12 protein-coding genes are annotated in these 12614 nt (G+C 61.9%); all 12 read right to left on the bottom strand.

Annotated features, from left to right (window positions below; translation table 11 throughout):
* Nucleotides 1-131 precede the first annotated feature (131 nt).
* The gene (locus ACM6J5_RS21405; protein WP_095944073.1) at nt 132-1502 is read right to left on the bottom strand and encodes a flagellar hook-length control protein FliK; all 1371 of its coding nucleotides are present in this window, start codon (nt 1500-1502) and stop codon (nt 132-134) included.
* A 100-nt stretch (nt 1503-1602) separates the two neighbouring features.
* Nucleotides 1603-1953, bottom strand: coding sequence for an Hpt domain-containing protein (locus ACM6J5_RS21400; protein WP_095944074.1), 351 nt, complete (start codon nt 1951-1953; stop codon nt 1603-1605).
* Nucleotides 1954-1983: 30 nt separating this feature from the next.
* Nucleotides 1984-3690 carry a fused response regulator/phosphatase gene (locus tag ACM6J5_RS21395; RefSeq protein ID WP_095944075.1) on the bottom strand — a complete coding sequence of 569 codons (1707 nt, stop codon included), beginning with the start codon at nt 3688-3690 and terminating at the stop codon, nt 1984-1986.
* Between the two features lie 5 nt (nt 3691-3695).
* Nucleotides 3696-3995, bottom strand: a complete 300-nt coding sequence (locus ACM6J5_RS21390) for an STAS domain-containing protein (protein WP_095944076.1) — start codon at nt 3993-3995, stop codon at nt 3696-3698.
* Between the two features lie 89 nt (nt 3996-4084).
* Complete coding sequence (fliJ, locus tag ACM6J5_RS21385) at nt 4085-4534, bottom strand: flagellar export protein FliJ (protein WP_095944077.1); 450 nt, start codon at nt 4532-4534, stop codon at nt 4085-4087.
* Nucleotides 4535-4540: 6 nt separating this feature from the next.
* Nucleotides 4541-5899 carry a flagellar protein export ATPase FliI gene (gene fliI / locus ACM6J5_RS21380; RefSeq protein ID WP_414929294.1) on the bottom strand — a complete coding sequence of 453 codons (1359 nt, stop codon included), beginning with the start codon at nt 5897-5899 and terminating at the stop codon, nt 4541-4543.
* Nucleotides 5889-6686 (bottom strand): flagellar assembly protein FliH, encoded by a 798-nt coding sequence (gene fliH, locus ACM6J5_RS21375; protein WP_095944078.1) that lies wholly within the window; start codon nt 6684-6686, stop codon nt 5889-5891. Before fliH ends, fliI begins: the two co-directional genes overlap by 11 nt.
* 4 nt (nt 6687-6690) lie before the next feature.
* Nucleotides 6691-7710: a flagellar motor switch protein FliG gene (gene fliG / locus ACM6J5_RS21370; RefSeq protein ID WP_007983391.1), complete on the bottom strand. Its 1020-nt coding sequence runs from the start codon at nt 7708-7710 to the stop codon at nt 6691-6693.
* Nucleotides 7703-9490 carry a flagellar basal-body MS-ring/collar protein FliF gene (fliF, locus tag ACM6J5_RS21365; RefSeq protein ID WP_414929293.1) on the bottom strand — a complete coding sequence of 596 codons (1788 nt, stop codon included), beginning with the start codon at nt 9488-9490 and terminating at the stop codon, nt 7703-7705. Before fliF ends, fliG begins: the two co-directional genes overlap by 8 nt.
* Nucleotides 9491-9506: 16 nt before the next feature.
* On the bottom strand, nt 9507-9833 hold the full coding sequence (gene fliE, locus ACM6J5_RS21360) for a flagellar hook-basal body complex protein FliE (protein WP_008052868.1): 327 nt from the start codon (nt 9831-9833) through the stop codon (nt 9507-9509).
* Nucleotides 9834-10040: 207 nt separating this feature from the next.
* Nucleotides 10041-11414 carry a sigma-54-dependent transcriptional regulator gene (locus tag ACM6J5_RS21355; RefSeq protein WP_414929292.1) on the bottom strand — a complete coding sequence of 458 codons (1374 nt, stop codon included), beginning with the start codon at nt 11412-11414 and terminating at the stop codon, nt 10041-10043.
* A 5-nt stretch (nt 11415-11419) separates the two neighbouring features.
* Entirely contained in the window at nt 11420-12613 is a 1194-nt protein-coding gene (locus tag ACM6J5_RS21350; protein WP_172435352.1) for a sensor histidine kinase, read from the bottom strand.
* Nucleotide 12614: the final 1 nt, after the last annotated feature.

Raw genomic sequence — 12614 nt, 5'->3', positions numbered from 1 at the left:
AGCAAGTGTTATGCCATGTAGGAGCGAGCCTGCTCGCGAAGAATTCAAGAACGGCGCGTTTAGCCAGCAAGCACGCGTTATCGTTAATGATCATCGCGAGCAAGCTCGCTCCTACAGAGGGGGGCGTTTGATCAGGCGTAGTAATCGACCGCGCTGGAGCCGATCACGCGGGTGGTATTGGCCGCCGCTTCAGCGATGCCCGGGGTCATGTCGTCATCCATTGAATCAAGGCGACCGCCGCTGGTACTGGCCCGACCGCTGTGGCTTTGCCCGGCTTGTTCCTGCCCTTGCTGCGAACCACGGGACTGGTCCGAAACATTGACATCGACCTGCCCCATGCCCTGCTGCGCGAACATGTCGCGCAAGCGATGGACCTGGCCATCCAGCGCCTCTCGGACACCCGGATGCGCACTCATGAACGTGACTTGGGTCTGTTGATCGGGAACCATGTTCACCCGAATATCCAGACGCCCGAGTTCAGCGGGCTGCAACTGGATGTCCGCCGCCTTGAGATTGGCGCTCGACAGGTACATGACCCGGTTCACCACCTCTTCGGTCCAGCCGCTCTGATGCATGGCGATCGGTTGGTTCACCGGCAAGGCATTGGCGGTCTTCGGTGTGGCCGCCTGGGTCAGCGCTGCCAGACGGTTGGCGAAATCATCGACACGGGTGTCGCTGCTGGCGGACTTGAGATCCTTCAGGCCGTCATCGATCAGGCCGCTGAAAGCCTTGGCGTCGCCCTGGCTGGTGCCGTTCTTGTCGCCCTGAACATCCAGCATGGTTGCCATGCCCGCGGCAAAGTTTTGCGCCGACGTCAGCTCCCCGTCAGCCTGGGCTTGCGCCTGTGCCGGTGCAGCCTTGGGCTGCGCCTGGCTGGAAGCCGATACGTGACCGCCCTGCTCCATCGCCAGGCGTACCGCCGGCAATGCGTCGAGCGGATCGGTCGAGGGATCGAAATCGCCGTCGGCAGTGGCCGGCGCCGGAGCGATTGCAGCCGTAGCGGTAACTGCGGCGCCAACCGACACTTCAACGGCAGGTTGCACGGTGTCGGCCACGACGGGCGCTACCGGTGCCGGTGTCGGATCGACTGGCTGAAGGACTTGCTGCGTTGAAGGATCAAGCGCCGGATCGAGCGGCAGGGCATCGACGACCTGAACCTGGCCGGCATCTGACGCTTCATCGTCGGCGGCCTTGTCGTCAACCTGCACTGAAGGGTCGGCAGGCAAGGATTTGCCGCCATCGGCAACCACCGGTTCCTCGGCGGCAGACTTGTCGTCACCAGCATCTTTTTTTCCGGAAACATCGCGGGCTTTGTCGCTACCCGGCCTGACCGAGGCATCCGCCAACGCCTTGGACTTGCTCTGGGCCTCGCTGGCGTAGACATGAGCGAAGCTTGCGGCCTTGCCCCCGGGCTCAGCGGTCAGTGCCACAGGACTGGCGGAGCCGGCCTGAGTCTTGGCCTGCCTGAAGGCCTGAAGCAGAATATCGGGGGTAACGGGCATGAAACGGTCTCCGCTGCACGGGGCTCGTAAGTACAGTTAGATAAGTTGACTGCAAAGGTCGAGCCAGTTTCACTCGAAGAAGACCAAATGCAGCGTGTGCTCAGATTTTCGCCGGGCAACGCTGTCGTTCAGCTTCGTACAGAGGCCGGATACCGGCGAACTCGCGATCGATTTCGCCGACCAGTTCCTGAACGGCGGGGCGTGGCAAGCTTCTGGCCTGCTGCTCAAGCTGGTGGCATAGCTCGGTCAGCCTGAGGGCGCCCATATTGCTGCTGCTGCCCTTGAAGCTATGGGCGGTTGCAACGAGCAATGCGGCGCTGTCTGCCGCTCTCAAGACTTTCAGGCGCTCTTCGGAGTCAGCAAGAAAGATATCCAGCAGATCCGGATAGCCCTCCTCCATCACTTCCTGCAATGCACTCAGCACGTCGCGATCCACATGTGTGTCGTCCACTTGCTCACTCCTTGATCAAGAATGCGCGGATTATGCCAGAGCCTCCCAGATAAACTCCACGCGTGCACTTCGACCATCGTCGGTCCAGCGGGCATTACGCCCCAACTGGCGGATCAGACTGACCCCGCGTCCCGACAGGCGGATGTCTTCCAAAGGTCTTGCCATCACCCGCTCGACATCGAAACCCTTGCCACTGTCTTCAACGTGAATGGTCAGGCAACCGCCATCGTCCGTTGGCGTCACCTGCAAACTTAACCGTACATAGCCTTCGCGCAGCTCGTCCAGCCGGGTATTGCGCTCCTGATAATACCGCGCAAACCCCGAGGCATCGCGCTTGAGGCCCGAATCCAGCCCCAGCACGCCATGCTCCAGCGCATTGGAATAGAGCTCCGCCAGCACACTGTAGAGCGCACCGCTCTGAGCCCGAAGACCATGGACCTCAAGCAACAACTGCAACAGGTAGGGCAACGGGTTGAAGCGCTTGAGCGTGGCGGCGCGAAACTCGAAACTTACCGACCAGTCCAGCGGGCAGGACTGGCCGCTGTCGGAGTAGACCAACGCCGGCGGGCTGATCTGCGCCGACTCCAGCAGGCTGACTTCGACCATGCTGACATCGTCACGCGTTTCTCCGCCGAAATGACGCAACGCCTGCTCGATCTCTTCGAACAGCGCATCCGGATGTCGATTGGTGGCAAATACCTGCTGCAATCGCTGTACGCCAAACAACTGATCATTGGCGTCGCAGGTATCGATCACCCCATCGGACAGGAGAAACACCCGATCCCCGAGGGCCATGGGATACATGTCGGTACGCTCATCGAAGGATTCCGGGCTCAGCACCCCTAAAGGCAGGTGCCGCGCCGGCAGAGGCGTGCGCTCGCCACTGGCAATGCGATGCAGGTAACCGTCGGGCATGCCGCCGTTCCAGACCTCCACCGAACGGCGCTGAAAACTCAGGCACAGCAACGTGGCACAGCAGAACATGTCCACCGGCAGGATGCGCTTGAGCTTGGCATTCATCTCGCGCAGGGTTTCCGCCAGGCCATAGCCCTTGGCGGTCATGCCGTAGAAAACTTCGGCCAGGGGCATGGCGCCTACCGCCGCTGGCAAACCGTGGCCGGTGAAGTCGCCCAGCAGCACGTGCATGTCTCCGGCCGGAGTGAACGCGGCCAGCAACAGGTCGCCGTTGAACAGCGCATAGGGCGATTGCAGATAACGGATATTCGGTGCGCCATTCAGACAGCCGGAGTGCGCCACCTTGTCGAAAACGGCCTTGGCCACGCGCTGCTCGTTGAGCAAATAGTCGTGGTGCCGGGCGATCTGGTCACGCTGTTGCAGCACGGTGTCCTGCAAGCGCCGCAAGCGATCCATCGCCTTGATCTTGGCGGCGAGAATCACTTGGTTGTAGGGCTTTGCCAGAAAGTCGTCACCGCCGACTTCCAGGCAGCGGGCCAAGGCTTCGTTTTCGGACAACGACGTGAGGAAGATGATCGGCACCAGGGTTTCACCGGCCATGGCCTTGATTTGCCGGGCCGCCTCGAAGCCGTCCATGACCGGCATCATCGCATCCATCAACACCAGGTGCGGGTGTTGCTGGCCAAACACCTCGACCGCTTCGACGCCGTTGGCCGCTGTCAGTACCTCGTGCCCCTGGCGGCGCAGGATACTCGACAACAGCAGGCGATCAGCGGCGCTGTCCTCGGCAATCAGGATCGTCAGCGGCTCCAGTGGCTGCATGGCAATCAACTGATGTCGAACAGTTTGTCGAAGTTGGAGATGGCGAGGATTTTGCGCACATCGGTGCTGCTGTTGACGACGCGCACATCGGAGTCGTCGCCACCGGCGTGATCGCGCAACAGCAGCAGCATCCCCAGGGCCGAACTGTCGAGGTAAGTGGCGTCTTTCAGGTCGACCACGACCGCTGATAGCTCTCTATCTTCGTAGGACTTACGAAATTCCTGATGCTTGGCGAAATCGAATCGTCCCCTGATCGAGATCGTCAGTCTTTGTCCATCCTCGGACACTTCTGTAATCACCGACATTTCATGGCTTCCTTGTCTTTATAAAACGTTTAGAAGGTTTAGCATCAGGTGTCGATAGGGGCAAGCCTGCGCGTTTTTTGAAAGCACGCTCAATAGGGGTTCTCGCGCGGCAAGCGCTGGGACAATTCATCCAGCAGCTTCTGTTCGCGCCGGTCTTCAAGCGCCCGCGCTTCATCGGCGTAGCGCTGAACCAGCTTGCGCAAGCCTTCAACCCGGGCAAACGCCTGCTGCCAGGTTTCCCGGGCCTTGTTCAAGTTGTTCTGATGCCAGGCCAGGCTTTGCCGCTGCTGGTCGATGGCCGTGCCCAGTTGCGCGAGAAAGCCCTGATAGCCCAGCAACCACTGGCCCGAGACACCGCTGCTGCCGCGTACGATCCATTGTTCCTGATAGTCGAGACGGAAGGCTTCGAGGTCGGCGAGTTTGCTTTGTGCCAGGCGAACCTGCCCTTGAAAGTGCCCCAGACGCTGGACCGCGGTTTTCTCGGCCTTTTCGGCCATTTCCACCACCGGCGCCAGCCTTCCTGCCCGACTCAGGGCCATGACCGCTTAACCGCCTGCCGCGGGCGCGAAGATCGAGGCCAGATACGCCTCGCTTTCGCCCAGGCTGATGCTGTCGTTGAGGCCCTGGCGCAGGTATTTGACCAATTGCGGTTGCAGGGAAATCGCCAGATCGGTCTCGCGATCTCCTCCGGCGACATAGGCGCCGACACTGATCAGGTCGCGGCTCTGCTGATAGCGTGACCACAGTTGCTTGAAATACTGCGCACGGGTCATGTGTTCCGGCGACACCACCGCCGGCATTACCCGGCTGATGGACGACTCGATATCAATGGCCGGGTAATGCCCTTCCTCGGCCAGGCGCCGGGACAGCACGATGTGCCCGTCGAGCACGCCCCGCGCCGAGTCGGCAATCGGATCCTGCTGGTCATCGCCTTCGGACAGCACGGTGTAGAACGCGGTGATCGAACCACCGCCCTTCTCCGCGTTGCCGGCCCGCTCCACCAGTTTCGGCAGCTTGGCGAACACCGACGGCGGATAACCCTTGGTCGCCGGCGGCTCGCCGATGGCCAGGGCGATTTCCCGCTGGGCCTGGGCGAAACGGGTCAGCGAATCCATGAGCAACAGAACGTTCTTGCCCTTGTCGCGGAAATATTCGGCGATGCGCGTGCAATACATCGCCGCGCGCAGGCGCATCAGCGGCGCATCGTCCGCCGGGGACGCCACCACCACTGAACGCTTGAGCCCTTCTTCACCGAGGATGTGCTCGATGAATTCTTTAACTTCGCGACCCCGCTCACCGATCAACCCGACGACGATGATGTCGGCCTCGGTGAAGCGGGTCATCATGCCCAACAGCACGGATTTACCGACACCGGTACCGGCGAACAGCCCAAGCCGCTGACCGCGCCCGACCGTCAACATGCCGTTAATGCACCGGATGCCCACGTCCAGCGGTTCGCTGATCGGTTCGCGCTTGAGCGGGTTGATGGTCGGGCCATCCATCGGCACCCAGTCTTCGGCCTTCATCCCGCCCTTGCCGTCCAGCGCGCGACCGGCGCCATCGAGCACCCGCCCGAGCATGCTCATGCCCATCGGCAAACGCCCGGTATCGGACAAGGGAACAACGCGGGCGCCAGGGGCAATACCAGCGACGCTGCCAACCGGCATCAGAAAGACCTTGCTGCCGGAGAAGCCCATCACTTCGGCTTCGACCTGCACCGGGTGATAACTGTCGTCGTTGATAACCATGCAGCGGCTGCCCATGGCGGCGCGCAGGCCTTCGGCTTCGAGGGTCAGGCCGACCATGCGCAGCAGGCGGCCCTCAAGGATCGGCGCACCGGCAAGCGTAGTCGCCTCGGCGTAACTGCCCAGGCGCTTGGCGAAGCTGGTGCGCTCAAGGCGCATCAGGTGCATCCGGCTCTGGCGCGGCCGCAGGTTGGCTGTGGATCGGCAGTTCCAGGCTCAGGTCCGGCGCGGCCGGGTGCAAGGCCTGCTCGTGCAACTGATCGAACAGCTTGTCCATTACCCGCGCGATACGGGTTTCGACCGTGGCGTCGATGCGGCTGTGTTCTGTCTCGACCCGGCAACCGCCAGGCAACAACGATTCGTCCTCGACGATGCGCCACGTTTCCTCATGGCGTTCGCGCAGGGCTTTGACCTGTGCGAAGTCCTGCGGATTGATATACAGCCGCACATTGCCCACGCCCAACGGCAAGAGCTTGAGGGCTTCGCGCATGACGTGTTCGATCTGCGTCGAGTCGATGGCCAGTTCACGCTGAATCACTTGTCTGGTGATGTGCTGCACGAGGTCGACCAGGGACTTTTCAATCTGGGTGTCCTGCTCGGCGATGGGCTCGAACAGGTGCGCCATCAACTGCTCCAACCCGGCAAGCTTCGGCGTCAGTGCCTGTTCGGCTTCCTGACGGACCTTGAGCGTGGTGCTGTGGAAACCTTCCTTCTCACCCACCGCGAAACCTTCGTTGTAAGCTTCCTGGCGAATGCTTTCGAGTTCTTCGAGGGTCAGTGGCTGGACTTCCTCCAGCGGCACGTCCTCCATTTCCGGCGGCTCGGGTTCCGGTGTTGGTTCCGGCTCGGGTTCCGGCGGGTCGAAGCTGGGCAGTGCCCAGGACTCGAAGCCACCGACATCCCTGGCCCGGATCAGGTCAGTGGGTGCATCATCATTCTTGACCATGGTGTTAGATCATTTCCTCGCCGCCTTTGCCGCCGAGAACGATTTCTCCGGCTTCGGCCATACGGCGGGCGATGGTGAGGATTTCCTTCTGCGCGGTTTCCACATCGCTGACGCGCACCGGGCCCTTGGCTTCCAGGTCGTCGCGCAACAGTTCGGCCGCACGCTTGGACATGTTCTTGAAAATCTTCTCCTTGACGCCTTCGTCCGACCCCTTGAGGGCCAGTACCAGCACATCGGAGGAGACTTCGCGCAACAGCGCCTGGATCCCGCGGTCGTCGACATCGGCCAGGTTGTTGAACACGAACATGAGGTCTTCGATCTGACCCGACAGGTCTTCGTCGACTTCGCGGATCGAGTCCATGAGCTGGCCTTCGATCGAGCTGTCGAGGAAGTTCATGATGTCCGCCGCGCGCTTGATGCCACCCAGGGTGGTGCGCGAGGCATTGGAGTTGCCCGAGAACTGCTTCTCGAGAATCTGATTGAGCTCTTTCAAGGCCGCGGGCTGCACGGTGTTCAGCGAGGACACCCGCAGGATGATGTCGAGCCGCACCTTGTGGTCGAAGTTGCCGAGCACTTCACCGGCCTGGTCCGGATCGAGATACGCCACCACGATCGCCTGGATCTGCGGGTGCTCGTAACGGATCACGTCGGCGACGGCGCGCGGCTCCATCCACTTCAGGCTGTCGAGGCCACTGGTGTTGCCACCGAGCAGGATGCGGTCGATCAGGCCGTTGGCCTTGTCTTCGCCCAGGGCCTGGGTGAGCATCTTGCGCACATAGTCGTCGGAGCCGACGCCCAGGCTGGTCTGGTCGCCGACGATATCGACGAACTCGCTCATCACCTGCTCGACCTGCTCGCGGTGCACATTACCCATCTGGGCCATGGCCACGCCCACGCGCTGAACCTCTTTGGGGCCCATGTGGCGCAGCACCTGGGCAGCATCGGTGGAGCCCAGTGACAGCAACAGGATTGCGGCTTTGTCGACCTTGGACAGCTTGGCGGCAACGGCTCGGTTATCACTCATCTGCGTTAATCCACTCTTTCACGACCTGGGCCACACGACCCGGATCTTCTGCCACCAGACTCTTGATTGCGTTCAACTGAGCGTCATAGCCTTCGCTCGGGCTCGGCAACAGGATGCTGGTCGGGCCACCGAGGCTGACACGGTCGTTGGCCAGTTCGCCGTCCAGACCGCCCATGCCACCCAACTCGACATCGCTACCCAAGCCAACAAGCTGCTTGCCCTTGCCACCGCCGGTGATGTTGTTGAGCACCGGACGCAGCACCCCGAACACCAGCACCAGGATGAACAGCACGCCCAGCACTTGCTTGACGATGTCCCAGAACCAGGGCTGGGAGTAGAACGGAATTTCGGCAATCGCTTCACCGCGCTCGGCGGAGAACGGCATGTTGATCACGCTGACACTGTCGCCACGGCTGGCATCGAAGCCGACCGCGTCCTGCACCAGACGCGTGAAGCGCGCCAATTCATCGGCGGTCCACGGCGCACGGGTGGTTTCACCGTTGGCCGGGTTGATTTTGACCTGATCATCGACCACCACCGACACGGACAGGCGATTCAACCGGCCCTGTTGCTGTTTGGTGTGGCTGATGGAGCGGTCGAGTTCGAAGTTCCTGGTCGATTGTTGACGCTTATCCGCCGGGTACGGGGCGAGCATCGGCTGACCGGTGGCCGGGTCCATGATTTGCTGGCCGTTGGCATCAACCAGTGGCTGACCCGGCTGCACCATGCCGGCTGCCCCCGGAGTGCCGCCGGTGGTTTGCGGCGCGGAGGCCGGTGCTGGCGGCTGGTTGCTCAGGGCACCCGGTACGCCTTGCGGGCCATTGCTGGCGGTACGCTGTTCGTTGACCGACTGTTCGCTGCGCAACGCCGGTTGATCCGGGTTGAATTGCTCGGAAGTCGATTCGACCGCACTGAAATCCACGTCGGCCGAGACTTCGGCCTTGTAACGGTCGTTGCCCAACACCGGCTGCAAGATGTTGTGCACGCGCTGGGTGAGCATGCTTTCCATCCGGCGGCTGTAGTCGAACTGCTTGCCGGCCATGGTCAGCTCGGAGTTTTCCGCCTGATCGGAGAGCAGGTTGCCCTTCTGGTCGACCACGGTGATCTGCGACTTGCTGAGTTCGGGAACGCTGGTCGCCACCAGGTTGATGATGGCCACGACCTGGCCGGGTTCCAGGGAACGACCGGAATAGAGCTCAACCAGAACCGAAGCGCTCGGCTTGCGCTCGTCGCGCACGAACACCGAGCTTTTCGGGATTGCCAGGTGCACGCGGGCACCCTTGACGTTGTTCAGGCTGGAAATGGTGCGTGCCAGTTCGCCTTCGAGGCCGCGACGATAACGGGTCGCCTCCATGAACTGGCTGGTGCCCAGCCCCTGTTCCTTATCGAGGATTTCAAAGCCGATGTTGCCGTCGCTGGGAGTGACACCAGCGCCCGCGAGTTTGAGCCGCGCACGGGACAGGTCATCGGCCTTGACCAGCAAGGCACCGGAATTGGGTTCGACGTTGTACGGGATATCGGCGGAGGCCAGGGTATCCATGACCTGCTTGGCGTCCATGCCGGCAAGGCTGCCGTACAGAGGCCGGTAGTCCGGTTGCTGGGACCACAACACCACGGCAAAACCAATCGCCACGCTCGCCGCCAGGCCGACCAACAGGCCCACCTGACGCAACATGGTCATCTCGGAGAGGTTTTCCAGGAAGGACAACCCGAACAGCGGCGGTTTGCCGTCTATTGAAGTGGCCTTGGCCGGAACGTTATCGGCGACTGCATCTGCCATGACTCAATCTCGTCCTTTAAACCGGCATCTGCATGATGTCTTGGTAGGCCTGAACCACTTTGTTGCGCACCTGGGTCAACGCCTGGAACGACACGCTGGCCTTCTGCGAGGAAATCATCACGTCCGTGAGATCGACGCCGCTTTTGCCGATTTCGAACGCACTGGCCAACTGCGTGGAAGCCTGCTGGGTGTCGTTCACTTTATTGATGGCCTGACCGAACATGTCGGAAAAGCTGCTGCCCGTCATTTCAGGGACGGCAGTGGATTTCGGCGCAGACATGGCATCCATTTGCATGGCGCGCATATCCAGCATCAACCGATTGAATTCAATACCTTGGCTCATGGTCTCTCTCTTTGACGACCCGCAATTTTTTGACACTCACTCGACGGGTAGTGAGGTGTTAGCAACAAGGGTGCCAGCTTTCCCGGCGCCTCATCTGTAGGAGCGAGCCTGCTCGCGATGAACCCGAGAACACCGCGGGGTGTCAGGTTCCCAGCGTTATCGTTGGCGACCATCGCGAGCAGACTCGCTCCTACAGGGGGGAAGGCATCAGGTGGCGAATAAAAAGGCTTCCACATCCATGCCGGCATCGCGCATCTGCGCCAGCTTGTAACGCAGGGTTCGCGGGCTGATGCCCAGGCGCTCGGCCGCCTCTTTGCGACGACCGCGCTCGGCGCGCAGGGTATCGATGATCATCTGGAATTCACGGCGACGCAGATCATCGCCCAGCGCACCGGCCGACTCGGACTCGACTTCCACGGGACGCGCCAACGCCGGCAGTGGTGCGCAAGCCACCGGCCCGGCCAGGCAGAAATCCTGCGGCTGGATCAAGCCACCCTGCTGCAGGATCAGTGCACGCTGAATCGCGTTGTCCAGCTCACGCACGTTGCCGGGCCACGGATAACCGATCAGGCACGCCTGGGCTTCGGGGGACAATCTGGCAGCCGCATGCTTCATTTTATTGACGTGCCTGGCCAGCAGGCGCTCGGCCAGCGGCAGGATGTCGGCGGTGCGCTCGCGCAACGGGCGCCAGGCCAGGGGAAACACCGACAGACGATAGTAAAGATCCTCGCGGAAGCGCCCCGCCGCCACTTCACCCGCGAGGTCGCGATTGGTGGTGGCGACCACACGAATGTCCAATGTGATCGGTTTGCGCGCCCCAACCCTTTCGACCTCGCGCTCTTGCAGCACGCGCAGCAATTTGGCCTGGAGCCCCAGGGGCATTTCGGAAATTTCGTCGAGCAGAATGGTGCCGCCGTCAGCCTGCTCGAACTTGCCGGCTTGCGCGGCAATGGCGCCGGTGAAGGAACCCTTCTCGTGCCCGAACAAGGTCGCTTCGAGCATGTTGTCCGGAATCGCCGCGCAGTTGATCGCAATGAACGGCTGATTGGCGCGATGAGAATGCTGGTGGATGTAGCGCGCCAGCACTTCCTTGCCCGTGCCCGACTCACCCGAGATCAACACCGTGGAATCGCTGCGCGCGACCCGCGCCGCCAACTCGAGTAGCTGCGCGCTCGCCGGCTCGAATGCTATCGGCCCTTCGCCCTCGGCCAGGCCGAGATTGCCCAGGGCATGACGCCCCACCAGATCGAGCAATGCCCTGGGCTCGAATGGCTTGACCAGATAATCCGCCGCCCCCTGGCGCATCGCATCGACCGCACGCTCGACCGCACCGTGGGCGGTCATCAGCAACACCGGCAACTGCGGCTGCCGCGCTCGCAGCAGGCCCAGCAACTGGTGGCCGTCCATGCCCGGCATGTTGACGTCGCTGATCACCAGGTTGAAGGCCTCTTCGCCGACGGCAAGCAACGCCTCCTCTGCCGAACCCACCGCCTTGTAATCGTGCCCCGCGAGCAACAGCGTATCGGCCAATGCCTCGCGCAGCGCGCGGTCGTCCTCGACCAACAGAACCTTGATACCCATCTGTGTCACTCCGCTCCTTGAGCGCTACTGAACAACGGCAGGATCACCTGCGCGCAGGTGCCGCGACCAAGCCGCGAACGCAACTGCAATTCTCCCTGATGAGCACGAGCCACTGCCTTGACCACGGTCAGGCCAAGACCTGTTCCGGTAGTCTTGGTGGTAAAAAATGGCTCACCCAATCGCGCCAGTACGGCAGCATCGATACCGCAGCCACTGTCGCTCACGCACAGGCGCAGGTTGCTGCCGCGGGTATAGAGGTGAATCTTGAGACGCAATTGACCGGCACTGGCCTGAATGGCGTTCTCGATCAGATTGAGGATCGCGCCGACCAGGGTGTCGCGATTGCACAGCAACGCCCCCGAGTGACTGTCGCACTGCCAGCGGATCGGCAGATCCTGTACATGGGTCAGCGCCGCCGCTTGCAACGATTGCATCAATTGACCGGGGGTTACACGGTCGGTCAGCGGCAACTCACCACGGGCGAAGACCAACATGTCGCGCACCTGATGTTCCAGTTCGTGCAGGCGCTCCTTGAGGCGCCCGGCAAAGCGCTGCTGGGTGGCGACCGGCAGCTCTTGCTCGGTCAAATGACTGGCATACAGCAACGCGGCGGACAACGGCGTGCGTATCTGATGAGCCAACGAAGCAACCATGCGCCCCAGTGACGACAGCCGCTCATGACGAGCCAGTTGATCCTGCAGGTGGCGGGTTTCGGTCAGGTCGTTGAGCAACACCAACTGGCCTGGCTCGGCGTCCAGCGAGCGCGTGGCGATCGACAGGCGCCGACCATCCTTGAGGGAGACTTCATGGCCATCGTCTTCGCGCGGCGCAAAACAGCGGGCAATGACGTGGCGCCACAATTCACCTTCCAGCGGCAGTCCCAGCAACTCGCACGCCGCCGGATTGGCTTCGCGCACGATGCCCTGGGCGTCAATGACGATGACACCGCCGGGTAACAGATCGAGGAGGTTTTGCAGGCGGTTGGCCAGGCGTTCTTTTTCCGCCAGTTCCTGCATGCGCTGGGCGCTGACCACCGCCAATTCACCCTTGAGCTCGGTGACCCGGGCTTCAAGCATGCTGTAGGAATCGGTCAACTGACTGGACATCTGATTGAACAGCGCGAATGCCTGCTCAAGGCCAAGCCGGCTCGCCTGCTCTACGGACGACGGTTGCCGCGAAGCATCAGGGACAGGAGACATC

Origin of the sequence: Pseudomonas sp. IT-P74 (genome assembly GCF_949768175.1) — a bacterium.
Lineage (GTDB): Bacteria > Pseudomonadota > Gammaproteobacteria > Pseudomonadales > Pseudomonadaceae > Aquipseudomonas.
This window is presented reverse-complemented; position numbering and strand designations above follow the sequence as displayed.